Annotated in this window: 26 protein-coding genes and 2 pseudogenes; 11 read left to right on the forward strand and 17 right to left on the reverse strand. The window is 64.5% G+C overall.

Going from position 1 to position 26,541, the window contains the following annotated elements:
* The first annotated feature begins 80 nt into the window (after positions 1-80).
* Entirely contained in the window at positions 81-1,460 is a 1,380-nt protein-coding gene (locus M1248_RS08515; protein WP_317148079.1) for an adenylate/guanylate cyclase domain-containing protein, read from the forward strand.
* Here M1248_RS08515 and M1248_RS08520 read toward each other — a convergent pair.
* Positions 1,450-2,754: an amidohydrolase family protein gene (locus M1248_RS08520; protein ID WP_317148080.1), complete on the reverse strand. Its 1,305-nt coding sequence runs from the start codon at positions 2,752-2,754 to the stop codon at positions 1,450-1,452. The two genes, M1248_RS08515 and M1248_RS08520, sit on opposite strands and share 11 nt — an antisense overlap.
* A gap of 96 nt (positions 2,755-2,850) precedes the next feature.
* Here M1248_RS08520 and M1248_RS08525 point away from each other — a divergent pair, with 96 nt between their 5' ends.
* Positions 2,851-3,045, forward strand: coding sequence for a hypothetical protein (locus M1248_RS08525; RefSeq protein ID WP_163730488.1), 195 nt, complete (start codon positions 2,851-2,853; stop codon positions 3,043-3,045).
* Here the strand turns inward: M1248_RS08525 and M1248_RS08530 are convergent.
* Genes M1248_RS08530 through M1248_RS08545 form a run of 4 tightly spaced genes read right to left on the reverse strand, consistent with a single transcriptional unit; the run spans position 3,030 to position 6,834 of the window.
* Positions 3,030-4,400, reverse strand: coding sequence for a phosphotransferase (locus M1248_RS08530; protein WP_317148081.1), 1,371 nt, complete (start codon positions 4,398-4,400; stop codon positions 3,030-3,032). The genes M1248_RS08525 and M1248_RS08530 overlap by 16 nt on opposite strands.
* A 17-nt stretch (positions 4,401-4,417) precedes the next feature.
* Positions 4,418-5,557, reverse strand: a complete 1,140-nt coding sequence (locus M1248_RS08535) for an acyl-CoA dehydrogenase family protein (protein WP_317148082.1) — start codon at positions 5,555-5,557, stop codon at positions 4,418-4,420.
* A gap of 22 nt (positions 5,558-5,579) precedes the next feature.
* Positions 5,580-6,626, reverse strand: coding sequence for an acyl-CoA dehydrogenase (locus tag M1248_RS08540; protein ID WP_317148083.1), 1,047 nt, complete (start codon positions 6,624-6,626; stop codon positions 5,580-5,582).
* Between the two features lie 10 nt (positions 6,627-6,636).
* Positions 6,637-6,834: a ferredoxin gene (locus tag M1248_RS08545; protein WP_163730484.1), complete on the reverse strand. Its 198-nt coding sequence runs from the start codon at positions 6,832-6,834 to the stop codon at positions 6,637-6,639.
* 96 nt (positions 6,835-6,930) lie between these two features.
* Here M1248_RS08545 and M1248_RS08550 point away from each other — a divergent pair, with 96 nt between their 5' ends.
* Complete coding sequence (locus M1248_RS08550; protein WP_317148084.1) at positions 6,931-7,725, forward strand: SDR family NAD(P)-dependent oxidoreductase; 795 nt, start codon at positions 6,931-6,933, stop codon at positions 7,723-7,725.
* On the opposite strand, the gene M1248_RS08555 is transcribed toward M1248_RS08550, so the two are convergent.
* Genes M1248_RS08555 through M1248_RS08575 form a run of 5 tightly spaced genes read right to left on the reverse strand, consistent with a single transcriptional unit; the run spans position 7,718 to position 12,438 of the window.
* On the reverse strand, positions 7,718-8,152 hold the full coding sequence (locus M1248_RS08555) for a MaoC/PaaZ C-terminal domain-containing protein (protein ID WP_014208586.1): 435 nt from the start codon (positions 8,150-8,152) through the stop codon (positions 7,718-7,720). The genes M1248_RS08550 and M1248_RS08555 overlap by 8 nt on opposite strands.
* On the reverse strand, positions 8,149-9,576 hold the full coding sequence (locus M1248_RS08560) for an NAD-dependent succinate-semialdehyde dehydrogenase (protein WP_317148085.1): 1,428 nt from the start codon (positions 9,574-9,576) through the stop codon (positions 8,149-8,151). The genes M1248_RS08555 and M1248_RS08560 overlap by 4 nt, the downstream gene beginning before the upstream one ends.
* Before the next feature lie 11 nt (positions 9,577-9,587).
* Entirely contained in the window at positions 9,588-10,073 is a 486-nt protein-coding gene (locus tag M1248_RS08565; protein ID WP_163730480.1) for a MaoC family dehydratase N-terminal domain-containing protein, read from the reverse strand.
* Positions 10,070-11,305: an acyl-CoA dehydrogenase family protein gene (locus M1248_RS08570; RefSeq protein ID WP_317148086.1), complete on the reverse strand. Its 1,236-nt coding sequence runs from the start codon at positions 11,303-11,305 to the stop codon at positions 10,070-10,072. Before M1248_RS08570 ends, M1248_RS08565 begins: the two co-directional genes overlap by 4 nt.
* Positions 11,302-12,438, reverse strand: coding sequence for an acyl-CoA dehydrogenase family protein (locus M1248_RS08575; protein WP_317148087.1), 1,137 nt, complete (start codon positions 12,436-12,438; stop codon positions 11,302-11,304). Before M1248_RS08575 ends, M1248_RS08570 begins: the two co-directional genes overlap by 4 nt.
* 99 nt (positions 12,439-12,537) lie before the next feature.
* Between M1248_RS08575 and M1248_RS33350 the strand changes: the two are divergent.
* The 4 genes and pseudogenes from M1248_RS33350 to M1248_RS08595 form a co-directional block, all read left to right on the forward strand.
* Positions 12,538-12,928 (forward strand): annotated as a pseudogene (locus M1248_RS33350) (nuclear transport factor 2 family protein).
* Between the two features lie 17 nt (positions 12,929-12,945).
* Positions 12,946-13,845 carry a VOC family protein gene (locus M1248_RS08585; RefSeq protein ID WP_317148089.1) on the forward strand — a complete coding sequence of 300 codons (900 nt, stop codon included), beginning with the start codon at positions 12,946-12,948 and terminating at the stop codon, positions 13,843-13,845.
* Between the two features lie 11 nt (positions 13,846-13,856).
* The gene (locus M1248_RS08590; protein ID WP_317148090.1) at positions 13,857-14,036 is read left to right on the forward strand and encodes a hypothetical protein; all 180 of its coding nucleotides are present in this window, start codon (positions 13,857-13,859) and stop codon (positions 14,034-14,036) included.
* A gap of 18 nt (positions 14,037-14,054) precedes the next feature.
* Positions 14,055-14,279, forward strand: a pseudogene (locus M1248_RS08595) (DUF3237 family protein); the annotation flags it as partial.
* Between the two features lie 42 nt (positions 14,280-14,321).
* Here M1248_RS08595 and M1248_RS08600 read toward each other — a convergent pair.
* The gene (locus M1248_RS08600; RefSeq protein WP_317148091.1) at positions 14,322-15,884 is read right to left on the reverse strand and encodes an HNH endonuclease signature motif containing protein; all 1,563 of its coding nucleotides are present in this window, start codon (positions 15,882-15,884) and stop codon (positions 14,322-14,324) included.
* A gap of 318 nt (positions 15,885-16,202) precedes the next feature.
* Here M1248_RS08600 and M1248_RS08605 point away from each other — a divergent pair, with 318 nt between their 5' ends.
* Positions 16,203-16,346 (forward strand): hypothetical protein, encoded by a 144-nt coding sequence (locus tag M1248_RS08605; protein ID WP_317148092.1) that lies wholly within the window; start codon positions 16,203-16,205, stop codon positions 16,344-16,346.
* A gap of 165 nt (positions 16,347-16,511) precedes the next feature.
* Here M1248_RS08605 and M1248_RS08610 read toward each other — a convergent pair whose 3' ends face one another.
* On the reverse strand, positions 16,512-17,438 hold the full coding sequence (locus M1248_RS08610) for an SMP-30/gluconolactonase/LRE family protein (RefSeq protein WP_317148093.1): 927 nt from the start codon (positions 17,436-17,438) through the stop codon (positions 16,512-16,514).
* Positions 17,435-18,994 carry a class I adenylate-forming enzyme family protein gene (locus tag M1248_RS08615; protein WP_317148094.1) on the reverse strand — a complete coding sequence of 520 codons (1,560 nt, stop codon included), beginning with the start codon at positions 18,992-18,994 and terminating at the stop codon, positions 17,435-17,437. Before M1248_RS08615 ends, M1248_RS08610 begins: the two co-directional genes overlap by 4 nt.
* A 113-nt stretch (positions 18,995-19,107) precedes the next feature.
* Between M1248_RS08615 and M1248_RS08620 the strand changes: the two genes are divergently transcribed.
* Complete coding sequence (locus M1248_RS08620) at positions 19,108-19,875, forward strand: enoyl-CoA hydratase/isomerase family protein (RefSeq protein WP_317148095.1); 768 nt, start codon at positions 19,108-19,110, stop codon at positions 19,873-19,875.
* A gap of 4 nt (positions 19,876-19,879) precedes the next feature.
* Here the strand turns inward: M1248_RS08620 and M1248_RS08625 are convergent, their stop codons facing one another.
* The 4 genes from M1248_RS08625 to M1248_RS08640 are packed head-to-tail and all read right to left on the reverse strand — an operon-like array spanning position 19,880 to position 24,003.
* Complete coding sequence (locus M1248_RS08625; protein ID WP_317148096.1) at positions 19,880-21,073, reverse strand: cytochrome P450; 1,194 nt, start codon at positions 21,071-21,073, stop codon at positions 19,880-19,882.
* A 55-nt stretch (positions 21,074-21,128) separates the two neighbouring features.
* A complete protein-coding gene (locus M1248_RS08630; RefSeq protein WP_317148097.1) occupies positions 21,129-21,569 on the reverse strand; it encodes a VOC family protein in 441 nt (146 codons plus the stop codon).
* Positions 21,566-22,804, reverse strand: coding sequence for a CoA transferase (locus M1248_RS08635; protein WP_317148156.1), 1,239 nt, complete (start codon positions 22,802-22,804; stop codon positions 21,566-21,568). Before M1248_RS08635 ends, M1248_RS08630 begins: the two co-directional genes overlap by 4 nt.
* Positions 22,780-24,003, reverse strand: coding sequence for a CoA transferase (locus M1248_RS08640; RefSeq protein ID WP_317148098.1), 1,224 nt, complete (start codon positions 24,001-24,003; stop codon positions 22,780-22,782). The genes M1248_RS08635 and M1248_RS08640 overlap by 25 nt, the downstream gene beginning before the upstream one ends.
* A 47-nt stretch (positions 24,004-24,050) precedes the next feature.
* Between M1248_RS08640 and M1248_RS08645 the strand changes: the two genes are divergently transcribed.
* Together M1248_RS08645 and M1248_RS08650 are read left to right on the forward strand one after the other, a co-directional pair.
* Entirely contained in the window at positions 24,051-25,283 is a 1,233-nt protein-coding gene (locus tag M1248_RS08645; protein WP_163730471.1) for a cytochrome P450, read from the forward strand.
* Positions 25,284-25,318: 35 nt separating this feature from the next.
* Positions 25,319-26,539 (forward strand): CaiB/BaiF CoA transferase family protein, encoded by a 1,221-nt coding sequence (locus M1248_RS08650; RefSeq protein WP_163730470.1) that lies wholly within the window; start codon positions 25,319-25,321, stop codon positions 26,537-26,539.
* Positions 26,540-26,541 lie beyond the last annotated feature (2 nt).

Raw genomic sequence — 26,541 nt, forward strand, 5'->3', positions numbered from 1 at the left:
CCGTCAACCGGTCCGCCCGAGCGATGCTGACGGTGGGAACTCTCGTCCCCAGTATGCTTGGGGCGTCCATCATCGGTGTGATGACCTCGCGCGGACTTCCCACGGGTGCGGCGCTGGGCGACCCAACGGTATTGCGCACCAACGTCATCGCCGCTGCAGTCTATTGCGCAGTCGTCGTGCCGATAGCAGCGTTCTGGGGTCTGTGGTGGACGACTGCGCGGTCGGATGCGTCACAGGCGGAGCGGCACGCCGTGCTCATGCGCATCCCCGCGCGCCTGACAATCTGTGGCGCCGCCGTGTGGACGGGTGCAGTCGTACTGCTGATCATCGTGAATTCGGCGAGGCCCTGGCTGGCAACGACGCTTGGTGTTTCGACGTTGTCGGGCGCGACGGTGACAGCCACGCTGACGTATTGGTGGTGCACCCGGGTGTTGCGTCCCTATGTTGCGCCGGTACTGACCGAAGACCCGCCGGCCCGCCAGCAACCCCTGGGCCTTCGAATGCGGGCACTCGCGGCGTGGGTGGTCGGAACTGGTGTGCCCCTGTTGATGGTGTTGCTTGCCGCGGCCAGCGCATTGGTCGTGGACTACCCGGGTGACCGATTGGCCGTGGTGGTGCTCGGATTGGGCAGCGCGGCTGTGCTGAGTGGGCTTGCTGTGACGCTCTTTACAGGCGCGACGATGGCCGATCCCATCGATGAGGTGCGTGCCGGCATGGCACGTGTCGGCCGCGGTGATTATGACGTCAAAATCCCAGTATTCGACGCGTCCGAACTGGGCCTGCTGCAGGCGGGGTTCAACTCGATGGCAGAAGGGCTGCGGGAGCGCGAACGATTGCGCGATCTGTTCGGCAGGCATGTTGGCCGAGATGTGGCCCGCCTCGCCGAAGCGGAGGGCGGCGCACCCGCGATGGGCGGCGCGACCTACGATGTGGCAGTCCTGTTCGTGGACCTCGTCGGTTCGACGCGTATGGCGACGAAGATGACTCCGCCGGACCTCGTCGCGTTGCTGAACGACTTCTTTGCGGTGGTGGTAGACATCGTGGAGCGACATCGCGGATGGGTCAACAAGTTTCAGGGTGATGCAGTTCTGGCGGTCTTCGGTGCTCCGCAGGCCGTCCCGGACCACGCCGGCGCGGCCCTGTCGGCCGCGCGGGAGCTTTTGGCTGCTCTCTCCGGCGATGTACACCTCGCCGCCGGCATCGGCGTGTCCGCGGGAACCGCCGTCGCAGGCAATATCGGTGACCCTCGCCGCTACGAGTACACCGTTATCGGCGATCCGGTCAACGAGGCGGCACGATTATCCGAATTCGCGAAATCCGAAGGTGGCGTGGCCGCCTCAGGCGCGGCGCTACGGGCCGCCGCTGCTACCGAAAGGGCCCGTTGGCGCGTCGTCAGGAGCCAAGTGCTGCGCGGTCGCGACGTCCCAACGGACATCGCGATCCCCGCCGCTAGTTCTTGATCTCCTTGTTGGCCATCTGATTCGCGAGGTTTTCGATGAACGCTCCGTAACCGACGCCGCCGTGATCCGACATGACCGCGTCATAGTCGTACTCGGGCGGTTCGCCGTTGTTCGGGCGCCATCCGCTGTCGGCGGTGGACGACTTGAAGCCCTCCTCCGGGAACGCATACCAGCGCCGCGCATTGAGTTCGACGATCTTGGCGGCATCCTCGTCGGGCACACTCGCCAACATCTCTTCCGCACGCGCTCGGCTCTTGGGCCAGAACGAGTCCGAATGCGGGTAGTCGCACTCCCAGGTGATGTTGTCGATGCCGATCTGGTGGCGCATCGCCACACCGACTTCATCTTCGATGAAGCAACCGGTGATATTGCGGCGGAACAGCTCGGACGGTGCGATCGTCGGATGGATGTTCTGGTAGTACTTGTGCTTACGCCAGACATAGTCCGCGCGCTCGACCAGGTACGGCATCCAACCGATCCCGCCCTCGGAGAACGCGACTTTCAAGTTCGGGTGCTTGTGAAAGACGGGGGAGAAGACCAACTCGATGGCTGCTGCCATCGAGGTCGTCCCCATCAGGGTGACCATCACCGCGAACGGCGCCTCTGGTGCTGTCGACGGGGGCATGCCTCCGGAGCCGAAATGCATGACCGCCGTCATGTTCGTCTCCTCCAGGGCCGACCAGACAGGCTCCCAGTGGTCGGTATGGAAGCTGGGTAGGCCGAGGTTCATCGGGTTGTCGGGCAGACCGACCGCGCGGCACCCCTTGGCGGCATTGCGTTCGATCTCGGCCACCATCAGCTGCGTGTCCCACAGCGGACTGATCATCATCGGAATGAAGCGCGCCGGATCGCTTGCGCACCATTCGTCGAGTGAGAAGTCATTCCAAGCTTGGACGGACAGCAGCGCCAAGTCCTTGTCCTGACCTTCCAGGAACACGGTCCCGCAGAACCGCGGAAACGACGGGAAGCACAGCATCGCGTGCACTCCGTCGATGTCCATGTCGGCCAGCCGGGCCTTCGGGTCGTAGCACCCGGGGATCATGTCGTCGTAGCGCACCGGGTCGACACCGAATTCTTCCGGTGATTTACCCGCGACCGCGTTCAGCCCGATGTTGGGATAACTGCGGCCCTCATACACCCACTGGTGCATCGGCGACCTGCCCTCGCGCGGGAACTCCACGATGCGGGGCCCGTCCTCGACGTACTTCTTCGGCAGCCGATCGGTCCACACGTGCGGGGGCTCGATGAGGTGGTCATCGACGGACAGAAGTTTCATCGACGGCTGGAGCGGCATCGCGGGTTCCTCCCATGCACGGCTGCTAGGCTTATGGAACAACTGAACATAATCTGCTTAGTTGAACTATAGCGCGTACGACGAGGAAGAGCGAATATGGACCCGAGCGAGCGTATCCCCAAAGACGACTGGGTCGATCAGGACCTTCTCACGCGTGATGAGGCGGCCGGCCGACTGGTCGAGGAGATCGCAGAGGTGTCCAAGAAGATTGAGGCGGGGGAGGGCGACGAGGTGATGGAGCGCCGACTGGCGGGCATGAAGGAAGCGCTCAAGCACTACCGCGAGCGCTGAGCGGTCACGGGGGCCTCGCTCGCCAGTAGTTCAGCAAGCGGCGCGACATGACCAATTCGACCGCCGGACAACAGCGGCTCGAGTAGTAGCAGTTGCCGCATGACCCGACGGTGGAGAAGCTGGACCAGCGCCGCGTCGTGTTCTGGGCCGGCATCCAAGATGAATGCTTCGAGCGCTTGGTCAGCGGCGCGGCGGTCTGTTGATCCCAGCCTGGTGGTCGCCTCGATGTCCGCGAGGTCTGCACGGTCGATCGCATCGCCGAACTCGCTCACCCGATGGCAGAAGCGTGCCACCGACGCTACCGAACCGCGTTGGTACTCGGTAATCCCGGCAGAGACGTCGAGAGATTCCACCATGGTCGACAGCCCACCGATCACACCGTCGTAACGCGACCGGACAGGATCGGGTAGCGACACCGGGGCGAGTTCGACATCTGACAATCGAGCGATGGACTCGATCGCGTGCAGCGAAAGCTGGTGGAACCACTCGATGTACTGGACGATGTCGAGCAGCGGGAGGTCCAGGTGGAGCACCAGAGCGACGCCCAGGGGTGTGCAGAGTGCGAACTTCGCGGTGTGAAACTCGATGGATGCCACGTCCAGCGGCTCGCCGGAAACCTCTGCGTAGCGCCGCAGTACTCGGCCCAAGTCGCCCATTGGCTCGGTCACGTTCCGTAAACGCAAGCCGGCCAGGTCGTGTGAGATGTCACCGATGTGCGCCAACTCGACGTCGAGGAGGCCGGTTATCCGCCCTTCGGCAAACATGAATTGACCCGTGTCACCGAGGACGAATCGAGGCGTTGACCGGTGTGTGGGGGGGTTTCTCCTGAGCCACCCGATCGCGAACTCCAACAACGGTTCTGGTCGCTGCTTGAAGGATCGATAGCGCTCCACGAAGGTCTCGAAATAGTCAAGAGCGACGCCATGTGCGCCGGTGGGGACGCGCAAGCCGATGTCGGCGAAGGCGGCTGGGTCGATGCGGTGCGCTCGCACGAGCGCATCGACGTAGTCATCCATGACGGCATCGATTTCGACAGCATCGGCAGCGCTGCTGAGGTCAGCTTCGCCCGACAGCCAATCCATCACCACCGCAGCACCGTCGGCAATGACGCCATGGACGTGCGGCACCGGTATCCCATGGTTTTCCATCTCCCGTAGGATCGCCGCCTCCGCTTCGACACCGGCGAACCCGAATCCCTCCCGGTTCCCGCGGACATACAGCCGAACGGGTCGGCCGTTGCTTTCAGCGGTGACGAACCATGCGGGCCGCCAACGCTGTTGGCGGTCGATAGAGCGGATCGGGCCAACCGTCGTGGAGATCCATTCCACGACCGCATCGCCTATGTCGTCTGCCACGAGCCGTGCCACCTAGCTCATTTGCGGGGTAGGCCCAGCACGCGTTGCGCGACGATGTTGCGCTGAATCTGGGCAGTTCCGCCGTAGATGCCCGCGGCGCGCGACCAGACGTACACGTCCCATTCCAGGCCCTCTCGCAGGACGGGTCCGCTTCCACGCAGGTCCATCATCGTGTGCCCGAACGTTTGGTCTGCCCTGGCCATCAACAACTTGTCCAACGAACCTTCTGCTCCGGGCAGTGCACCTTTGACCCGGTCGGTGAGGGACCGTTGCACCTTGACCTGAAGGGCCCGCAGTTCGGTGTACGCCTCGCCCAAGCGGGCGCGGGCCGCGGGGGTATCGGCGAGCCGACCCGATCGCACGTCGTCCTCGAGTGCGCGCAGTTGCAGTGCGAGCCTGCTGATCCAGTTGATATCACTCGGGCCCCGCTCGTAGGCCAGCAGCTGGTTTGCGATCGACCAACCTTGCCCGCGTTCGCCCAGCAGGTTCTCGACAGGTACGTCGACGTCGGTGAACGTGACTTCGGCGAACTCCCGGTTGCGTGCGGCATTGACGATCGGCTCCACGTTGATGCCCGGGGTGGACATGGGCACCAGCAGTACCGATATACCCGCGTGCTTGGCGGCGTCCGGTTCGGTGCGGCACAGCAGAAAGCACCAGTCGGCCACCGCGGCGAAGCTGGTCCAAATTTTCCGGCCGTTGACGCGGAAGACCGGTCGGCCGTCGACTTCGATCGCCTCCGCCTTTGTCTTGAGACTGGCCAGGTCCGACCCTGCCTCGGGCTCACTGAAGCCTTGACACCAGCGCACCGCGCCCGACAACAGCCCTTGCAGCAGTTCGGCGCGCTGCTGCTCGGATCCGAAGAGTCGCAATGCATTCGACAGATGTCCGACACCCTCGATGGGCGGTGCGCCTGCGCGTCCCAGCTCGTCGTTGAGGATTGCCTCGTAGATGGGTGACAGCCCGTGACCGCCGTACTCGGTCGGGAACGACAGTCCGATGTATCCGGCTTCGTAGAGGGTCTGATGCCAGGCATTCGCGGCGTCAGCCCGCGCGCTGGGGTCCTCTGGGATGACGGCGGCTGCGGCGTTGTCGTCGAGCCAGGTGCGCAGACGGGCGCGGAATTCGGCTTCGTCCTGGGTGTCGTTGAAATCCATGGTTCTCCGGGTGTTCGCTTGTCTAGCCCAGGTCCGGATCATTCAGCCGCATGTCGGCGATGGCCTGGTATTGATCGCTTTCGTCACCGAACAGCCTGCGGTTCAACAGTGTTCGGCGAAGGCGCACATGCGCGACATGCTCCCAGGTGATGGAGATGCCACCCAGGACTTGCATGGCCGCCTCGACGACGTCGCGACCGGCGGCCGACGCGTAGGCCTTGGCCGTGCGCGCCGCCAGCAAGGCCTCGGCGGGGGAGAGGTGGTCGACCGCCCACGCCGCGTGCCACAGACAACTACGAGCTCCCTCGAGGCGGACAAGCGAATCGGCCAGTATGTGCTGGACGGCCTGAAAGGTTCCGATCTTGACGCCGAACTGCACGCGTTCGCCTGCGTAGCCGACGGCGTCCTCGAGCGCCCCCGTCATCACCCCGATCAGGTCGGCGGCGACGGCGGTCAGCGCCATCGCCATGACGGAGTCCCATCGGCGTGCGTCGATAGGATCTCCCACCGACGTGGTGGCGCCGAGACCGGAGGCGGATATGGGACTGATCGACCGCGTCAAATCCAGGCCTTCACGCCCCGATGCAGTATCGATGGCGGCGTAGACCAAGCGCCGGCGCTTTCCATCGGAAAGAGCCAACAGCGCATGGGTGGCGCCTGCGGAGTCAAGGACGACACCGCGGTCTTCGGAATCGGCGAATCCGGACAGGTCGTCCCTCAACACCGGCGCCATGCGCAGAGCGCCCTCGGCGATCAGGTCGACCTCCTTTTCTGCACCGGCGGCGTAGAGCAGCTCGGTGGTGAGGACTGCTTGTCCGAGCACGGGTAGTGCGCTCAGCCTGCGCCCCAATTCCTCGATGGCGAGCGCGGTTTCGACACCGCTGGCCTCCAGCCCGCATGTCGCGGGCGCGCGAAACGCGGGTACGCCGACCTCCACGAGGCGCTGCCACTGTGTGTCGAGGCGGTCATCGGACGCGATGTCGTCGGGACCTGATGTGGCGGTGGTGTCAGCCAATCGCCTCATCGTCTCGCGCAGCAGCTCTTGCTCCTCTGTCAGCCCGATGAACATCGTTCGACGCCTATCCGTCCTCGCGCAGTGTCAGCGCGATCTTCGGGCAGAGCTGTACGGCCTGCCGAACGTCCGCCTCCCGGTCGGCGGGTATCTCGTCGACGGTCACCACGGCAAGGTCCTCGTCGTCGAGTTCGAAGATGTCGGCGGCGATGCCGACGCAGACGGCGTTGGACTCACAGAGGTCGCGATCTACGTCTACTCGCATCCTCTACCCCTTCTCGACGACAGGCACCAACGGTCTGCCATGATAATGGATGATAGAACGAATATTGTTCAACTGTTACACACCGGAGGATTGCCCATGGCCCGCCTTGACGAGCGAAACGTGTTGGTCACCGGCGGTGCCCAGGGGCTCGGGCGAGCGATCTCGAGGCGGCTGGCTGCCGAGGGCGCGCACGTGACGATTGTCGACCTCAACGCCGACAAGGCGGCCGAGTGCGTCGAACTGATTGGGAAAGACGGCGCCACGGCGAAGTTCGTCCAGGCCAACGTCGCCAAACGCGAGGAGATCGCCGCCGCGGTGGAGGCCGCCGCCGTCGACGGTGTGTTGCACGTGTTGGTCAACGCCGCGCAGTACTTCGCCATGCCGAAGGCGCTCGAACTCGTCAGCGACAAAGATTGGGAGCTATCGGAGGCGACAGGCCCACGCGCCACCTTCCGGTTCATGCAATTGGCGCACCCGTTCCTCAAGGCCGCACAGAAGTCGTCGGTGATCAACTTCGTGTCCGGTTCGGCGCTGGGCGGCATCGCCTACACGGCACCGTATTCGGCGGCGAAGGGAGCCATCGGCGCGCTGACCAAAGTGGCCGCCAACGAGTGGGCCCACCACGGTATCCGTGTCAACGCCGTGTGCCCGTTCGCGTTGACCGATGTGCAGCGCGACATGATCGGCACCGAATGGGACAACTACACGCGTACGGCCGAAGCGTCGCCGATGAAACGCGGCGCTGACCCCGATATCGAGATCGCACCTGCGGTGGCCTTCCTGGCCAGCGATGACGCGGCGTTCGTCACCGGAACCGTGCTGCACATCGATGGCGGCATGACCGAGTTGTCCACCGTCGACTACTCGAAGTCGCCCGGCGTATTCAAGTAGCCAAGGCCACCGTGGCTTCACCTGGTGTTGTGCTCGTGCCGTTCTGGTCGATGACGTCGACCTTCAGATGCACCAACGCGAGACCGTCGACGATTTCCTTGCCGACCACCTCGCCGACAGCGCGCAACTCGTCACCCTTCTGGTTCATGCTCCGGTACTTAGCCGTCAGTGAACGGATTGCGCCGTCATCACCGATCCACTGCCGCAGCATGTTGACCAGATAGGCCAGCCGTAGGTTGCCCATCCCAAACGCGCCCTTCTCGTTACCCGCGGCTCTGCCGGCCTCGTCGTCCATATGGATCGGGATGAACTCGTCGTTGACGGCGGCATAGCGGTTCCATTCGGCGAAGCCGGTGGTTCGGACGAATTCGGGGATTCGGTCGCCGATGTTGATCGACTCGAAGGTGGGCGAACTCGATTCGGTCACAATGCGATTCCCAACACTTTGGTATCAAGGTACTCGGTGATACCCGCGCGAGCACCCTCACGGCCCAGTCCGCTTTCCTTGATGCCGCCGAACGGGACCGCGGCCGAGGTCGGGTTGATGTCGTTGATGCCGATCATGCCGAAGTCCAGCGCTTCGGCGACTCGAATCGCACGGCTGATGTCGCGTGTGTAGATGTACCCGGCGAGGCCGTAGCTGGTGGAGTTGGCCATCTCGATGGCCTCGGCCTCGTCGTCGAACACCAGGACCGGAGCGATCGGGCCGAACGTCTCTTCCGAGCAGATCACCATATCCGGGGTGACCTCGGACAAGATGGTCGGCGCGAAGAAGTTACCGCCGTCGAAGGTGTCGCCGGTCAGTTGCTTACCTCCGAGCATCAGTGTTGCGCCCCTACCGACCGCATCGTCGACCTGTCGGGTCATCTTGTGCAGCGCCGCCTCGTCGATGAGGGGGCCAACTGTCGTTCCCTTGGCCAATCCGTCTCCGGGAACAAGCTTTTCCACTCGCTGCCGCAACGTCTCGAGAAACGGCGCGACGATCGAGCGATGCACGATGAACCTGTTGGGACAGATACATGCCTGGCCCGTGTTGAGGAATTTCACGAGTGCGGCACCTTTGGCCGCGTGTTCGGGGTCGGCGTCGTCGAACACGAGAAACGGTGCGTGTCCACCGAGTTCCATCGACACCCGCTTCATCGTGGCGCCAGCGCGCGCAGCGATCATCTTCCCGATCTCGGTCGAGCCGGTGAAACTGATCTTTCGAACCTGTGGGTCCGACAGGATCTCCTCGGCCACCGGTTCGGGATCCGAACAGGTCACCAGGTTGACCACACCGGCAGGCACACCGGCGTCCTCGAAAACCCGGAACGTCTCGATCGCGCACAGCGGCGTCTGCTCGGCCGGTTTCAAAACCGACGTGCAGCCCGCGGCCAGTGCGGGAGCGACCTTCCGGGTGATCATCGAAATCGGGTAGTTCCACGGTGTGATAGCGGCGCACACCCCGACCGGCTGTTGTAACACCAGGAAGCGCTGACCCGCGCGCGATGACGGAATCACCTCGCCGTAAACACGTTTGGCCTCCTCGGCGAACCACAGCAGGAAGTCGGCGGCGTAGCCGACCTCCGTGCGCGCCATCCGCAGCGGCTTGCCCTGCTCCCTCGTCATGAGGACGGCCAGATCATCCTGGCGTTCCAGCATGATGCGGTGCGCCGAAGCGAGGATGTCTGCTCGCTCGTAGGCAGTCCTTGCCCGCCAGGCTGGCAACGCGGACACCGCCGCGTCGATGGCGAGGCGGGCTTCGGCGCGGCCGCCGTCGGCGACGGTGTCCAGCACCGCCCCGGTCGCGGGGTTGATACTCGAGAAAGTCTTGCCTGACGAGGCGGATTGCCATTTCCCGTCGATGAACACAGCTGCCTCTCTCAGTATCTGATCAGGGTGTCGATACGGGTGCGGACCACCTCGCCGCGCTGATTGCGCAGTTCGCGCTCCAGCTGTACATAGAGCATCTGACCGAGTCGACCCTCGCGTTCGGTGGCGTCCTTGATCCGCCACCTGCCGGTGATCACATCACCCGGTCGCATCGGCTCACCGAACGCGAACTCCACTCCGCCGTTGAGGACATGTTGCCCTGGCTCGCCGGGTTGGGGGAGCGCGAATTGCGCGGGTCCGGCATCGGGAGGCTGGATGGGCCACGCGAACGGATTGAAGTCATCGGGAGCGATGACGCCACCCCAGCGAGTGGTGCGGGCGTAGTCCTCGTCCCAGAACAACCGCGGCGGCTGCTGTGGCCAATAAGTGGCGATCGCCCACCGGCGGATATCCGAGGAATCGATGGGGAATACGGGTCCGTCCTGTTCGTGCCAGACGCCGATCGCGGCGCGCAAGCGGTCGGTGATCAACGTCATCGTCGTGTGCCACCTCGCTGCACATCCTTGAACGGAACGCCGCGGTCGGCGGCGTACTCACGCGGAAAGTCGAGCACGCGTTCGGCAATGATGTTTCGTGCGATCTCCGTCGTGCCGCCACCGATGCACACGGTCTGCCGCGACAAATACTTCTGCCCAATCGCCAGGAGGTCCTGGTTTGCCGCACCCACCACTGCCCCCGGTCCGGCCAGCGCCACAGCTGCATCGAGATTCAGGTTCTCGCAGAGTGCGTAGTAGAGGCGGGTGATTGAGCCAGAGGCAGGCGGCATCACTCCGGTGGAGACCCCGTGAAAGACGCTCTCGCCCAACGCTTTCTCGACGATACGGTGAGCCAGCGCGCGTCCCGCCAGGCGGCGCGCCCACCGATCGTCGGACTGACCGGTGGCGTGCACCAGCGCCACGAGATCGAAAGCGCCGTCACGCCTTTCCTCGGAAGCCCCACAATTTGCGTACTCAGATCCTTTCGCCACCGCGCGACGCTCGTGGAACAACTGTCTCGAGGCGACGGCCCAGCCTCCTCCGACCTCGCCGACCACGTGCTCGTCGGATAGTTCGACGTCGTCGAAGAACTCCTCGCAGAACTCCGCGGACCCGTTCACCTGACGGATCCGTCGCAGCGTCAACCCCGGGGACCGCAGCGGCACCAGGAACATCGTGAGCCCCTCGTGCTTGGGTGCATCCCAGTTTGTGCGCACCAGGCATAGGCCGAAATCTGCGGCGAACGCGCTGCTACTCCAGGTCTTGGCGCCGTTGAGAATCCATTTGTCGCCCGATCGGTCTGCGCGGGTTGTGACTCCCGCCAGATCGGATCCGCCACCCGGCTCGGACAGCAATTGGCACAGCACCTCGTCACCCCGCAATGCAGCAGCGATCCGCGTGCGCTTCTGCTTCTCGCTGCCGGCGTCGAGCAGGGTCGCGCAACAGATCGTCAAACTCGGGATGTTGAGCGCAAGCGGCATCTCGTAGGGTTCGGCGACCGCGTTGAACGCGGCTTGGTACGCGTACTCCAGGCCCAAGCCGCCGTACTCCGCGGGGAAGCAGATGCCCGCGAATCCGCCGTCATAGAGCCGACGTTGGAGCTCGCGCGCACGTTGCCACGTATTGTCCTCGGCGCGATCCAACACCGGCGGGGCGGCGCGGTCCAGCGGGGGCATGTTGTCCGCGAGCCAGTTGCGTGCTCTGTCCGCGAATTCATCGACGGTCTCGGTCATCGCGTCTTTCCCGATTTCTCGGAGAGCGCGAACACGTTCTCCTGGTGTTCTTCCGTCGTGCCGAACATGGCGCGGTTGACCTCGATTCTGCGGAGGAACAGATGAAGATCGTGTTCCCAGGTGACGCCGATACCGCCGTGCAACTGAATGCAGTCCTGCACTATTGCGACCGAGTGCTCGCCGATGTACGCCTTGGCGGCGCTGACCGTGAGTGCGGCGTCGACTGCCCTCGCGCTGACGTGGCGAGTCGCGAGCGCCGCGATTGCCCGGCAGGCTTCCAACTGGGTTTTGAGGTCGGCGAAGCGGTGTTTGAGCGCTTGGTAGGACGCGAGCGGCCGCCCGAAGCTGTGCCGCTCTAGAGCCCACTCGACGGTCTTGGCGAACACCGCGTCGAGGATTCCGAGCATCTCGCACGTCTGAAGCAGCTGCGCGATCTGAGATTGGCGCGCGATGAGATCCAGCGTCTCGTCCGACGTTCCGACGACCGCGTCCGCATCAACCTCGACTCCATCGAATCGAACGGTCGCGTAGTCGCGCACCAGATCGATAGACGCGACCGGTTCGACGGTGACGCCCTTGGCGTCCGCGGGCACCATCAGTTGGATCGGGCGATCGGCGGCGCGGGCTGTCACGAGGTAAGAGTCGCAGCCGATGCCCGCCTCGACGCGATCCTTCACCCCGTCGATTCGATACCCATTCGCCCACTCCGTCGCGACGGTTGTGGGCACCGCGCCGAACGGCGCGCCGGGCTCATCGACCGCCCACGCACTGACGGCCGTCCCTTCAATCAGAGCCGCGATCATCTCGGTGTGTTGCGTGCTGTTGCTCGCGTCGACCAAACCGGCGAGCACCGCGCTGACCGGCATCAGCGGTCCCGGCGCGACTGTGCGGCCGATCTGCTCGGCGACCAAAGCCAGGTCGGCAACGCCGTTGCCGGACACGCTGCCACCACCGAGTTCGTCGGGGACTAGCAGGCTCGTCCAACCCAATTCGGCAGCCTTGCGCCACCAGTCGCGGTCGTAGGTGTCACCGCGGCTGTGCATCTCGCGGACGCGCTCGATCGAGGCTTCACGGTCAAGAAACGCGCGGGTGGTCGACAGGAACAGGTCGACCTCGGCAGCCGCACCCGTCATCTCGGCCTCTCTCCACACGGTCGGGGAGTGTTATCAGTTAGACAATATATGTCATAGTGTTCTGGCCCCATCGCGTGTTGAGTCTCAGGAGGGCCTGCTGTGCCGTTGCCAGTCGAGGACGTCGTCGAGATCGAGCGATTGATCAGCCGCTTCAACTTCGCGTTCGATCGGCGCGACGCGAAGGGGTTTGCAGAGTGTTTCACCGCCGACGGCGGTTTCTTGCTCGGCGATGACGAACAGGCCCGCGGGCACGATGGGCTGGCGGCCTACGTCGACGACGGTGCCCGGCCAGCTTCGACACGTCACCACGTCGGTATTGGCGCAGGGGGACGGTACATCGGCGACCGGTCAGGCGTACTGCACGGTGTTCGTGTCGAACCCGGGTGCGGGATATCAGGTGATCGCGCAGGGGATCTACCGAGACGAGTTGACGAAAGATGCGGATGGCTGGCGCTTCAGTAGACGAAGGTTCGACCAGGACCCGGCTTGAGTGAGGATTGTGATGTCGTGATCGCAGTAGGCAAGCAGTGGCACGTAAACCACATTGTCGATGACTATCGGACCGTCACCCAGTGGTACCGCGACGTGTTCGGAGCGGTCGACGTTTTCACCGACGAGTGGCTGGACGCCGAGAAGCGCTGGGCGTCCATGGTCGCCATCGCCGATTTGGCCGTCGACATCATGGAGCCCACCGCAGAGGGTGCAGATCTGCCGCTCGGAAGGTTCTTGACGCGGTTCGGCAGGCACTTCCACGCCTCTGCGTATTTCGTGGACAGTCCGCCGACCGAGATCTTCGATGCGCTGACCGCCCTGGGCGTGCGGTGCTTCGGGCTGGCCGGCGCGGGCCGCGACGTCATGGTCGAGAAGCCGATGAGTCCGGTGTTCACCCATCCCAGGGATACCGCGGGCCAGCTGGAGTTCATGCCGTTCTCGGAGGCCCGGCCGGGACCGCTCGGAGTCCCGGGGCGATGGGAGGACCCGCGCTTCGCCGACGAGTGGAGCAATGAACCGTGGCGCACGCATCCGCTGGCGATCACCGGTTGGCGGATCGGCGTGGTGGTTCGTGATCTCGATCGTGCCACCGACATCTATCGCGCACTCGGGGCCGACGTCGTCGCGAAGGACGACGGGAAGCACGCGGAGCGCAACCGACTGCAACTCGGTGCGAATACGACGGTCGACTTGATCAAGCCGCTGACCGAGGATTCGGTGGCCGGCAGGGATCTGGCCCGTAACGGCGAGATCATGCATTCGTGCATCTTCGAGACTGCCGATCTTGCCGCGGCGGAGGCTCGCCTGGTCGCCCACGATATCGTCATCGCTGAGCACGACGGCGATCGATTGATCACCGATCCCGCGAGCTGTTACGGCGCAGTGTTCGAGTTCGTCGCCGCGGAACAGACGTGACGGTGACCGCCGTGCCAGGGTCATTGGACGCCACGTTGCGTCCGCTGTGCCACGTCACCTACGAACTCGCCGAGCCGATCGCGATCTCGACGGGGCCGTCGGGGAGCCGGACGATCGGTGAGATCACCGGCGCGCGTTACGAAGGCGAGCGGTTGCAAGCTTCCCTCAAAGGTCGTGCGGCCGCCGACTGAGCCTTCGTCGAGCCGTCCGGGCGGGTCCTCGTCGATGCCAGGCTCACGCTCGAAACTGATGATGGTGCAACGATTCTGGTCACCTACACTGGCCGAATGAACGCCGCCACCGCAGGCATCTACTCTGCGATGTACTTCGAGACCGGCGACCCACGTTACGAGTGGTTGACCCGAATTCTAGGCGTAGCCAAAGGATCCTTCGCCGGTGAGACTCTGGAATACGAGGTCTACGAAGTCGTGTGACCGATGGGAGCGACCTGCTTGGCAGGTGAGTCGGGCCGACGCCTAGAGGGGGTCGTCATCCTCGTCGTTGGGTTTGAGAAGGCGTTCGGGGTGGTGGAGGTTGTTGGTACGGGGTTGGCCGGTGTCGAGGTGCGGAGGCGGTATCCATTGGAAGCGGCCGTCGGGGCCGCGGCGGGTGGTCCACTCGGTGTCTTCGATGAGTTGGTTGTTGGGGCCGCAGGCGAGGGTGAGGTCGTCGATGTTGGTTTGGCCGTTGAGTTTCCAGTCCTCGACGCCGTGGTGGGCTTGGCAGTCGTAGAAGGGGGCGGTGCATCCCGGGGCGGTGCAGCCGCGCTCGCGGCCGAACAGCGCGAGTTTCTGCGCGGCGGTGGCGCAGCGTTTGGCGCGGCCGAGGTGCAGCGTTTCGCTGGTGTGTCCGTCGAAGACGGCAAGGTAGTGGTGGGCGCCGCGGGCTGCCATGGCGATGAGGTCGCGCATGGGTAGGCGGGTGCCGCCGCCGGTGACGGCGTATCCCGCGCCGGCTTGGAGTTCCTGCAGGGTCGTGGTCACGACCACGGTGGTGGGTAGGCCGTTCAGCGTCCCGAGAGTTCTGGAGCGCAGCAGCATCTCGAGGGCGGTGGCGAATGCGTCGTGAGTGTATTGGGCTTTAGTGCGGAACTGCAGGTCGAGAAGTGGCTCGGGTCGCGGCAATGGCGGGTCGTCAGGATGTGTGGCGAACGGATCCCCCTCGGCGGGAACGTCATCGGCGGGCTCGTCGGTGTCGGCCGCTAGCTCGCCAGTGTCGGCTGGTAGCTCGTCGCTCACCGGTTCCGGCTGCGGCCCGCGCTCTTCGGTGAAGGGCAGCGGGTCTTGTGCGGTCGGAGCCTGCTCGGGCGCAGTGTCGTCCGCGGCGGGTGATGGCGTCTTGGGGTGGCGGTTGCGTTCGGCGAATTTGGCGAGGACGGGTTCGAGTAGGGCACGAGTCTTCGCCGAGATCCATCCGGACAGGTAGCTCAGGCCATCGGGTTGCTGTGGACCGAGGGTGAGACCGGCTTTGCGGGCGGCGGCGTCGGCGGGTTCGTCCCCGTCGGGGTGCAGCATGGCCAGCAGGTGGATGGCGGCGATGGTCAGGGAGTGCGGGTCCAGTTCGGCAGCGGCGCTGGCGAGGCTGTGTTCGGCTTGGACGCGGGTGACAGGGTCGACAGTGGCCGGCAGGGCCTTGAAGAACTTGCGGATGACCTCGACGTGTTCATCGCCGAACACCCCTGCCGCCAGACCGGCGGCCGTGTGCTCCCACTCCGGCGGTAGTTCCTGACCCTGCAGGGTGCGTCTTGGGGCGAGAAGCCGGGCGCGCGCGATTGATTTGAGGGCCTTGCCCTTGCTCATCCGGGTGCGCAGGGTGAGTAGCTGCCATAGCGAAGTAGCCCCCAACTGTTTGGGGTCTGCTTCGCGGTCCAACCGCGCCAGGATGGCGTAGCCGGTCATCGGAACACGCTGCGAGGCAGTCTGAATAGCGTCGAAGCACGTGAGCAGGTCGCGGTGCGACGGACTGTCGACCTCGGCGTTCAGCAGCGCGTCAACACCGGCGGTGTAGGCGGCGACCGCGTCGACCAAGGGCAATGCCATAATTCGAACATACATTCGATCACCGACAAATCGAGTCGAGAATGTGACGGATGAAACCGCTGGGGCAGAAGAGTTTTCACGATTTCCGGGAGACGGAGCCCGGCGACGTGAATCGGGGGTCGAGCGTCGCCAGGTTGCGATCCGGCATCCGCCGGCACCGTAGGGTCACGGCCACCGCTCCTTGTCCGACGAGCGACGACGTCGTCGCAGAACTCGGCGACAAGTTCGTCGACGCAACTGTCCAGACCGTCAACAGTTGCCTGCACGAGAGCAGAGCGCCGATCGTCCACGACGACCAGGCGTCCCGACGATGCCAGCGTGATGAACAGTGAGCGCCCGTCCCGGCTGAGCGCGGCGTTCGCCGTCATGGCGTCATGCAGCGGTACCGAGCCGTCGATGTCGAACGGCCATGTTCACGGCGAGTATCTCCTCGTCACGAAGGCACAACTCGGAGGTCGCTAGTCATTCTTCGATCCTGATCGTTCGCTCAGGGCAGTTGGCGATCGCACCGAACGCTTTGTCCTGCCATTCCGGTCGCAGGCGGTGACTCCGCGCGATCCAGCCGTCGTCGCGGAACTCGCGTGCGATCAGCGCCGTACGCCGTCGCGTCGCGTCGCGTCAACGGGGCTACACGAGAGCAGAGCGCCAATCGTCCACGACCACCAGACGTCCCGACGATGCCAGCGTGATGAACAGGGAGCGCCCATCGCGGCTGAGCGCTGCATTAGTGGTCATGGGATCATCGGCAACGATCACGCCCAGCAGGTCTCCATCGGGTGAAAAGGCCGTCACCCCACCGGTTCCCACGGTGGCGACAACAATCGTGCCGTCGGGAGCGACACAAAGGCCGTCGGCGCCACCAAAATTCATCGGTCCACCACTCGGCACCGTGGCGAGGCCACGCCCGGTACCGACGCGGCCGGGGCCGAGCACCTCGAACTCCCAAATGCGCCGGGTCCTGGTTTCCGCGACGTACAGCTTCGATCCGTCCGGGGACAGCGCTACTCCGTTGGGAAGTTCCAGCGGATATACGATTTCGCGCAATTGCCCGTCGGGGGTGCCGTACAGGACGCCGGTGAGGCTTCGACTCCGTCCCTGCACCGAGAAGCCGTCGGTGACGTAGAAGCCGCCCTGGGCGTCCACGCAGACGTCGCTGGGGCGCGCCAACGGCAGTTCATCACCGCTGATACTCGCGAATGTCGTCGTGAGAGTAGTTACCTCACCCTCGCTCGAGACAACCTGCAGTTGCGGGGTGATGGGTTGGTCGGGACCACCCGCCGGCAGGAATAGTGGCACGGAGCCGTCGATGTCGAACGGCCACGGTCTGATGGCGAACCGGGAACCGCCGTTCTGGCACACGAGGATCCGGCCGTCGGGCAGGCGCGCCAGACCGTTGGGCCCGCCCCCGGTCTCGGCGAACGTCTCGACCGCGCCGTCGGGGCGCACCCGGCTGATCCGCCCGTTGGCGATCTCGGACACCAGAACCGAACCGTCGTCGTCGACGATCGGACCTTCGGGAAAGCCCAATCCCGATGCGACGCAACGTAATGTCACACGGCCGCCTCGTCGGGTCTTTCGAACAGCGCGCGAATTGCCGGCTGGCTGACTTTCATCGACGGTGTTCGGGGGAGTTCGTCGACGATCTTCAAACCGGCGGGCACCTGATATCGGCTCAGCCGCCCACGAAGGTAGGTGAGCAGGTCGTCGGCGGTGACGTCTTGGCCCTCGACGCACTCGACGGCGGCCACCGGAACCGCGCCGAGCCGTTCATCGGCCAGGCCGGTCACCCCGGCATCGCGCACGGCCGGATGCGATCGCAGAGCGGCGACGATATCGGAAGGGGTGACCTTGAATCCTCCCCGGTTGATGACATCGTCGGTGCGTCCGTCGACGAAGAGGAATCCGTCGCTGTCGAGGCGTCCGAGATCTGTCGTGCGTACCCACTCACCGCCTGCGGTGCGCACTTCGATGACCCCCTGCTCGCCTGCGGCGGCGACCTCACGGCCGTCGTTGACCGCGACAATGCGGATCTCCCGGCCGGGTTGGGGACGGCCCACACTGCCGCGCTTGGACTGGGCCCATTCGCGGTGCAGTTTCAGATTCCATCCCGCCACACCACCCGCGAATTCGGTCGCACCGTAGGAGGGCAGAACGGCAACGCCGTACCGGTCTTCGAAGGTCTGCTGCAGACTGACCGACAGCGGTGCGGTGCCCGATGTCACCACCTTGACGCTGTCGAACACGACGGCGTCGACGTCGGCCTCCAGGACCATCGCCATCGCGGTCGGAACCAGACTGACGGCCTTCGGTCGGTGCCGGGTGACAAGATCGATGAAGTCGTCGACGGTGAACCGCGGCAACAGTGCGATCTGGCGGCCCTGACACACGTAGAGCAGTGTGCGGAACAGTCCCGACATGTGCACCAGCGGCGAACTCACGATCATCACGCCCCGCCGCAACCGGGCAGCGGTGTCGTCGCTGGATCCGTAGTGAGTCCCGGCCGCGGATATGGTGCGCTCAAACGCGCTGTACGTCAGCGGAATCCGTTTCGGCGGCCCCGTCGTTCCGCTGGTGAGCATCTCCACCGCGACCGTGGGATCGGATTCGCGGAACGGTCCGTCGCCGGGCGACTCGAGGCCCTCCACGACCTCGACGTGGCGGTCGGTAACGGACACGCGAATGCCCAGAGCGCCCTTGGCAGACTCGACGACGCCCGCCCGGTCCCAGTCGACCCCGCACGCCACCACCGCGGGTAGGCGAAGGTCGCGGATATCGTGGCCCAGACCCTCGTTGCCGTGTGACGGATTCAGCGTCACGATGCAGCAACGGGCCAACAGCACGCCCAGCATCGCCGCGATCATCGCCGGGTCATTGCGCAGCACCAGGCCCACCGGTGCGCCCGGTGCAAGGCGCGCCGATATCAGATGGTCGGCGACCCCGTGGGCGACCGCGGCAAGCGATCCCCACGTCGTCCATGTGCCGCCGAACTCAACTGCCTCGGCGCCGGGGTCGACGCCGAGGATCGCTTCGATGCGGGCTGCGAGACCAGGTTGCGAAGCGGCGGCGTCCCCGGCGCGGTTATCGGACGTCGTTGCGTCGGACCCCGGCATCACACCTCCCGATCTGCACCGACGTCGACCGGCGAACGGACCACTCGGCCGATATGAGACACTTACACACTATATGCGTATCTGTTGCATCACGACTTCGATTGGGGTTAGCGGTGGACTTTCAGAGGATCCTGTTCGATGTCAGCGATCACATCGCGACCATCACGATCAACCGTCCGGAGCGGCTCAATGCCACCGATGATCTGACCCGTACCGAGCTCGGACAAGCGTGGGCGCGGGTACGCGAGGACTCCGACATCCGCGTCGCCATCATCACAGGCGCGGGTGATCGCGCATTCAGTGCAGGCCAGGACATTCGCGCGACCGCACAGTCGGGCATCCGCAACAAGGTGCCGGGCTCGAGGCTGCACCACGGCGTGTGGAAGCCGGTCATCTGCGCTCTCAACGGGATGGTGGTCGGGGGAGGCCTGCACCAGGTGGCCGATTCCGATCTGATCATCGCCGCCGAGCACGCCGAGTTGATCGACACCCACCTCACGGTCGGCAACGTCTTCGCGCTGGAGCCGACGGTTCTGCTGCGCAGGATGCCCCTGTCGATGGTCATGCAATTGGCGCTCATGACAAAGGACGGGCGGATCAGCGCCCAGCGCGGATACGAGATCGGGTTGATCAACGAGGTCGTACCCGCCGATCGTCTGCAGGAGCGCGCGCGAGAGATCGCCGTTGCGATCACGAAGTTGAGCCCGGCTACCGTGCAGGCCTCGATCAAAGGAATGTGGAAGAGCCTCGATGTCGGATTGCACGCCGCCCACGACGTCGCGTACCGCTACGTCCTGCAGCACCAGATGACCCATCCCGATTACACCGAGGGCATGAAGGCCTTCGCCGAGAAGCGGGAACCGCGGTGGGTGGTCGAGTGAGCGCTCAGCGCAGCGTCATCTCCACGCTGGTATAGCCGCGCACCGTTGCTGTCAGCACGCGTTCGTGTGCGCCGATCGCATAGTCGGGGAAGTTCTTGGCGACATACTCGAAGACCATCTGCGCCTCGCGGCGAGCCAGCCACTGGCCGAGGCAGATGTGGATGCCCCAGCCGAAGTAGACATCGGTGCCGCGCGGCCGGTCGATGATGAAGCGGTCGGGGTCGTCGTATCGACGCTCGTCGCGGTTGGCACTGCCCAACAGCAACAGCACCCAGTCGCCGGCATCCATGGTCACACCGTGTAGCTCGACGGGACGCGTCAGTGTCCGGGCCACCCAGTGGCTGGGAGTGTCGTATCGCAGGGCCTCGTTGACGGCTGCCGGAATCACGCTGTGATCGCTGACGATTCGCTGCCACTGATCGGGGTGGTCGTGTAACGCGACCAGACCGTTGGAGATGAGCTTCTGCGTGGTCTCAGAACCCGCGGCGGAAAGCAGATTGCAGAACATCAACACCTCGTGAGGCGTCAATGAGCGGTCGTCGCCGATTTCTGGGTCGTGGAAGGTGGCCTGCAGCACGATGCTGATCAGATCGTCGCCAGGGTCGGTCCGGCGCCGGTCGATGAGATCGCCGATGTAAGCGCTGATGTTGCGGTTGGCCTCGATAGCACTCTGCGGCATCGCGACTTCGCCCTCGTGTCTGGTCAGGAATGCCTCCCACCAGACCCTCAATTGCTCCCGGTCGGCCTGAGGCACGCCGAGTAAATCCCCGATCACGTCGGTGGGGACGGCGAAGGCGAACGCTTCCATTGCGTCGACGGTGGTGCCGCGTTTGAGCCGACCGAGGTGATGGTCGACGACCGACTGCAGGGCACCCTCCAGCGAGGCGACGGCGCGGGGAGTGAAAAAACCCTTGAGTACGCCGCGGATACGGTCGTGCCGCGGCGGGTCCATCGATATGACGGAATACTTCCGGCCGTCGTCGTCGGGATTCTCCGGTGCCGGGCCGAGCTTGGACGAGTACGTTTCCCAGTCCCGTAACGCGCCGGCCACGTCTTCGAACCGCGACAGCACCCACCAGCGGTCGTCGGGATCGCGATACACGGGCGCCTCGTTGCGAAGCCGACGGTAGACCGGATAGGGGTCGTCGAAGACGGCCTTGGAGAACGGTGAATACATCAACTCGCTGGTCGCGGGCACAGACGGACTCTACCACCCAACTGAACAACAGAACGAATTGTGACTAGTTGCTCAGCTAGCGTATACGCTCGATGAGCTCGAGCATGTTCCCGTCAGGATCGGTGAGCATCAGCCCGCGATTGCCTCCGCTGAATACGACTGTGCGGTGGGCCAGCAGCTGCCCGCCGTGCTCGACGACGGCGGTGGCAAGGGCGTCGGCGTCGTCCACGCGGAAGGACAGATGGGTGAAGCCGAGAGCGTTCATCTGGCGTGGCGCGCCGTCGCCCGTTGTGCCGGATGTGGGATAGGCCAGCAGTTCCAGGCGGAATCCGTCGCGCTCGAGGTAGACCAGATCGAGCACCAGGTCTTCGACGTCGAGCAGCCGTGCGGATACTTCATCATCGACGTGCATCTCACCGATCTTGGTGAATCCGAGCGCTGAACAGTAGAACTCGGTCGAGCGCTCGATATCCGTGACGCAGAGCCCGACATGGGTGAGGCGGTGTTCTGCGCTCAAAGCGCCAGCTCGTCGAGAAGCGCGTTGTGCTCGCCCAGCATCGGCGCACGGCTCGGCTCTACTGTAGGACTGGCTGAAAAGGCGTAGGGCACACCGGGATACACGACCGTCCGGTCGAGCTCGGAGTGCTCGACAGGTACATGCATGCCGCGCGCCACCATGTGCTCGTCATCGAAGGCCTCATCAGGAGGCAGAATGGCGCCCGCCGGGAAACCCCGTTGCTGGCTGGCAATGAAGAACTCCTTGGCAGGCATACGTGACGCGATCAATGTGATGGCGTCACGGGCGGCGCTCATGATTGCCGTCGTTTCGTCGTCCTCGCCGATTGAGGCCAGATCGACCGGGGTGGTCCGGGCGGCGGCCATCTCGAGGAACACAGTCTCCGGCAGCTCCTCGGTCAGCCCTAACTCGTTGAGCCAGGCGATCATCCGAGTGAATTCCTCCGGTTTACGGGGCAGCACCCCGGTAGTCGCGTAATGGCCGTCGGCACAACGCACTTGGACTTCGGAGCTGGGCGTCGGGTAGGCATGGCGTCCGGTCTGCCTGACACACACCGCCTGGTTCACGAGCCAGTGATAGGTGGTCTGCTCGCAGGTAACGTTGCAGGCCGCCGTCACGTTGACGTCGACGAGTTGGCCGACACCGGTGTGATCGCGATGCGACAGCGCGATCAACGCGCCGATCGCGGCGTACATGCCGCCGATGTTGGAAGCCTGGTCGCCGGAGCCGCGCATCGGCGGTATGGAGTGATCGTCGTAACCGCAATTCCACACCGGCCCACCTCCAGCGAGCACCGTGAGGTCGGTGGCGGGGTGGTCGGCCCTGACGCTGCCCAATCCGAACGGCGTCACCGAAACCCAGATCAGACCGGGATGGTCCCCGGCCGCCTCACGATAAGTGATGCCGCCGGGCGCTCGATCGCCGCCGGCTAGCACGATGTCGGCACTTCCGATGAGTCGGCGCAGCGTGTCAGCGCCCGACTCCGATTGAACGTCGAGGGTCACGCTGCGCTTTCCGGCGTTCTGACCCCACCAACGCAGACTGCGGTCAACGCCGGACTCGTCATCGACGAACGGCGGACGCAGACGATGCGGGGAACCCTGTGCCGGTTCGACGACGATGACTTCGGCTCCGAGTTCGGCGAGCACACGCCCGCCCACGGGCGTGAACTGGTCGCTTATCTCCACGACGCGGAGATCGGCTAGCGCGCTCAGATCACACCTCGCTCGGCCCAGGCATCAAGCGTCGAGTCATCGTGGCCGAGGAGTGCGCCCAGGATTTCGCGATTATGTTGGCCCAGTTTGGGTCCCGGCCTGTCTACATTCCACGGGGTCGCTGAGAAGGTGAGCGGAACACCCTCGACGCGCACGGCACCGATGTCGGGGTGTGTGACGGTCGGGAAGAGTCCCATCCTGGCCAGGTCCGGGTCTTCGTCGATGCGTTCCCGCGGGCTCTTGACGACGCTGGCGGGCACGCCGGCATCGACGAGATCATCGGCCAGTGCGATGGCATCGCGGCGGGAGGTGGCCGTGGCAACCAGTTCGTCGAGTTCGTCGGCGGCGGCGAGTCGAGTGGCCAGTGTCGCGAAGCGCTCCGAGGCGATCGCGGGTTCGTCCAGCACCTTGGCCAGCAACGCCGCCTCCCTGTCGTCACGGCACGCGATGGCGATCCATCGGTCCTCACCCGCGCACGGGTAGATGCCGTGGGGTGCGAACTCGTCGAAGTCGGCCCGGTTTCCTCGTGCCGAGGTGCGTCGCCGGTTCACCGTCCAGTCGAGCACCTCGGTTGGCAGCATCGCGATGCCCGCGGGCACCGTGGCCAGATCGACGTGCTGACCTTCACCCGTGCGGTCACGGTGGTGCAGCGCCGCCATGATGGCCACCGTCATGTAGAAGGCCGACCCGTGATCCATGTAGGAGAAGCCCCAACCGGCGGGTTCGGCATCGGGCAGCCCCGAGGTGAACGTGAGACCGCTCATCGCCTGCACGATCGGACCCCACGTCTTGAAGTCGCGGTACGGGCCGGTATGGCCGAATCCGCAGTTGGACACATAGATGATGTCGGGCTTGATCTCGCGAAGATCGTCGTAGCCGAAGCCGCGGTGCGCCATCACGCCGGCCGCGAAATTCTCACAGACGACGTCGCTGATCGCGACCAGTTCACGCAGCAGCTGTTTTCCCTCGTCGAGACGCAGGTTGATGGTGACGCCGTACTTCCCGACATTGTGGTTGTTGAACCCGGCGCCGAGGTCGATCCCACGACGGTCGTCGACATAGGGACCCACTCCCCGTAGGGCGTCCCACAGGCCACGGGTCGCGGGATCCTCGACCCGGATCACCTCGGCACCAAACGCGGCCAGGATCTTCGTCGCGCCCGCGCCGGCCAGTTGCCCGCTGAGGTCACACACCCGAAGGTGCGACAAGGCAGAGCTCACCCGACGACCATATCGCAAATAGACACTTTGTGTTCTATTGTTCATCTATGACGACAGTCACGAATCCCCTGTCGGCGACCTCAGGCGCGCAATTCGACCAGGCTCAGTTCTACCTCGATCGCCCCGACGAGGTGTTCCGCGAGCTGCGAACACATGATCCCGTGCACTGGTATGACGACGGAAAGTTCTGGGTCATCACAAAATATGATGACATCAAAGCGATTTCGGCACGACCTCATCAGTTCGCCTCCGAACGCATCGCGATTCTGATGGATCTCATCGCGCACAAGCAGGGAGTCGAACCGCAGGGCTACCGGAACAGAGGAATCATGTTCCTCGATCCGCCGGTCCATCGGGCTCATCGACGAACATTCCAGGGTCGCTTCACCCCGGCGGCGGTCGCCAGGGCAGAAGAGCGGGTAAAACAGGTCGTCAACGAGGTCTTCGACGCATTGCCTGACGGGGAGTTCGACTGGATAGCACACGTCGCGGAGCCGATACCTGTCTACGTTTTCGCCTATCTCCTCGGCGTACCCGAGGCCGACTGGCCGAAAGTGGCCGGATGGTCGACGGCGATCTCACGCTCCGGAAGTGGAGCGGCAACCCAGGCGGATTTCGATGTCATCATGACCGAGATCGGTCCGTATCTCCTGGACATCGCCAAGGAGAAGGCTCAGAACCCGGTCGATGACGACCTGATGACGATGCTCGCCACGTTGGGTGAGATCGACGGGGTACCGTTCGACGACCTGCAGATCATGGTGTATGCGCTCACGCTGCTGGCGGCCGGTAGCGAAACCACCCAGAGTCTGATCGCGGGTATCGCCGAGTGCCTGGCAAGTCATCCGGACCAGGCGCGAGCGCTGTTCGACGATCCTTCGCTGGTGGACAACGCCATCGAAGAAGTCCTTCGCTATTGGACACCGGTACGCAGCATGGCGAGACAAGCCACCCACGATGTGGAGTTGCGCGGCAAGGTGATCCGGGAGGGTGATGGAGTGCTGCTCGCCTACGGTTCAGCGAACCGCGACACGGAGCACTTTGGTGAAACGGCCGATCAGTTCGACATCCGACGCAAGGACGCGCCGAGCCATCTCGGCTTCGGAGTCGGCGAACACTTCTGCATGGGCGCTGCACTCGCCCGCAGAGAGGCGCGACTGACGCTTGACGAAATCGTCAAGCGCGCCAGCGGCATTGAAGTCACCGGAGAACGCGTTCCCAGGCCATCGGCGCTGAACAACAATTTCGATCTGCTGCCGGTGACGCTGAATCGCCGCTGACACGATAGCGATCAACGAAGGTACGAGGGGAATCGATGAGCGGACCCATGTCGGGCGTACGGGTACTCGAAGTCGCGCAGTGGACGTTCGTGCCCGCTGCCGGTGCAGTGCTGGCGGACTGGGGCGCGGACGTGGTCAAGATCGAGCATCCGCAGACCGGCGACTCCCAACGCGGCCTGCGTCAGCTCGGGCACATTACCATCGAGGGTGAGCGGAACCCGGTGATGGAGCACGCAAACCGCGGGAAACGCTCGGTCGCATTGGACATGGCGACGCCGGACGGGCATGAGCTGCTGATGGACATTGCCAAGACCAGTGATGTGTTCCTCACCAACTTCTTGCCGGACGCCAGGAAGAAACTGCGGATCGACGTCGACGATCTGCGGGCCGCCAATCCCGACATCGTGTATGCGCGCGGTAGCGCCTACGGGCCGCTGGGGCCTGACGCTGGGACCGGCGGCTACGACATGACGGGATTTTGGAGCCGGGCCGCGGGCGCCGCCGGTTCGACGCCCTGCGACATTGACGGGGTGGTTCCACAACCGGGACCCGCGTACGGGGATTCGATCGGGGGAATGACGATCGCCGGCGGTATCGCCGCCGCGCTCTTCGAACGGGAGCGCACGGGTCATGCTCGTGTGGTGGATATCTCGCTTTTGGGAGTGGGTGTGTGGGCGTCCGGCGTGGCCATCAACGCCGCGTTGGTGAGTGGTCAACCGTGGCAGACCAATCCTGCGGGAGCCAACGTCACCCCGAACAACCCATTGGTCGGGTTCTATCGAACCGCAGACGGCCGGTTCCTGGGGCTGTCCATGCTGCAGGGATTCCGCTACTTCGCTGAGTTCTGTCGCCGGGTGGGCGTCCCTGAACTGGCCGAGGATGAACGCTTTGCGACCCACCAGCTGCTCGCTGCCAACGGTGCAGACGCGATAGAGGTGTTGCGTGCGACGATCGGCGCTCAGCCGCTAGCTCATTGGCGGGTCGCCCTGGAGGGTTTCGACGGACAGTGGGCACCGGTGCAGACCACCGCCGAGGTGGCCGCCGACCCGCAGGTGCGTGCGAACGGCAACATCGTCACGGTGGATGACCAGGGAGCGAGCTTCGATCTTGTGGCAAGCCCCGTGCTCTTCGACGAGACACCGCTGGCGTTGGCGCCGATGCCCGAATTCGCTGCCGACACAGAGCAACTCATCTTGGATCTCGGCGGTGACTGGGACCGGATCCTCGCGCTGAAAGAGAGTGGCGCGATCGCGTAGAA

It is taken from the genome of Mycobacterium sp. 29Ha (assembly GCF_032883055.1).
Taxonomy (GTDB): Bacteria; Actinomycetota; Actinomycetes; order Mycobacteriales; family Mycobacteriaceae; genus Mycobacterium; species Mycobacterium gallinarum.

Excerpts from the sequence above, each read along its gene's own strand:
- M1248_RS08515 (WP_317148079.1), top strand. The coding sequence starts at position 81 with ATGACCTCGCGCGGACTTCCCACGGGTGCGGCGCTGGGCGACCCAACG.
- M1248_RS08520 (WP_317148080.1), bottom strand. The coding sequence starts at position 2,754 with ATGCCGCTCCAGCCGTCGATGAAACTTCTGTCCGTCGATGACCACCTC.
- M1248_RS08525 (WP_163730488.1), top strand. The coding sequence starts at position 2,851 with ATGGACCCGAGCGAGCGTATCCCCAAAGACGACTGGGTCGATCAGGAC.
- M1248_RS08535 (WP_317148082.1), bottom strand. The coding sequence starts at position 5,557 with ATGGATTTCAACGACACCCAGGACGAAGCCGAATTCCGCGCCCGTCTG.
- M1248_RS08540 (WP_317148083.1), bottom strand. The coding sequence starts at position 6,626 with ATGTTCATCGGGCTGACAGAGGAGCAAGAGCTGCTGCGCGAGACGATG.
- M1248_RS08545 (WP_163730484.1), bottom strand. The coding sequence starts at position 6,834 with ATGCGAGTAGACGTAGATCGCGACCTCTGTGAGTCCAACGCCGTCTGC.
- M1248_RS08550 (WP_317148084.1), top strand. The coding sequence starts at position 6,931 with ATGGCCCGCCTTGACGAGCGAAACGTGTTGGTCACCGGCGGTGCCCAG.
- M1248_RS08565 (WP_163730480.1), bottom strand. The coding sequence starts at position 10,073 with ATGACGTTGATCACCGACCGCTTGCGCGCCGCGATCGGCGTCTGGCAC.
- M1248_RS08570 (WP_317148086.1), bottom strand. The coding sequence starts at position 11,305 with ATGACCGAGACCGTCGATGAATTCGCGGACAGAGCACGCAACTGGCTC.
- M1248_RS08575 (WP_317148087.1), bottom strand. The coding sequence starts at position 12,438 with ATGACGGGTGCGGCTGCCGAGGTCGACCTGTTCCTGTCGACCACCCGC.
- M1248_RS08600 (WP_317148091.1), bottom strand. The coding sequence starts at position 15,884 with ATGGCATTGCCCTTGGTCGACGCGGTCGCCGCCTACACCGCCGGTGTT.
- M1248_RS08615 (WP_317148094.1), bottom strand. The coding sequence starts at position 18,994 with ATGCCGGGGTCCGACGCAACGACGTCCGATAACCGCGCCGGGGACGCC.
- M1248_RS08645 (WP_163730471.1), top strand. The coding sequence starts at position 24,051 with ATGACGACAGTCACGAATCCCCTGTCGGCGACCTCAGGCGCGCAATTC.
- M1248_RS08650 (WP_163730470.1), top strand. The coding sequence starts at position 25,319 with ATGAGCGGACCCATGTCGGGCGTACGGGTACTCGAAGTCGCGCAGTGG.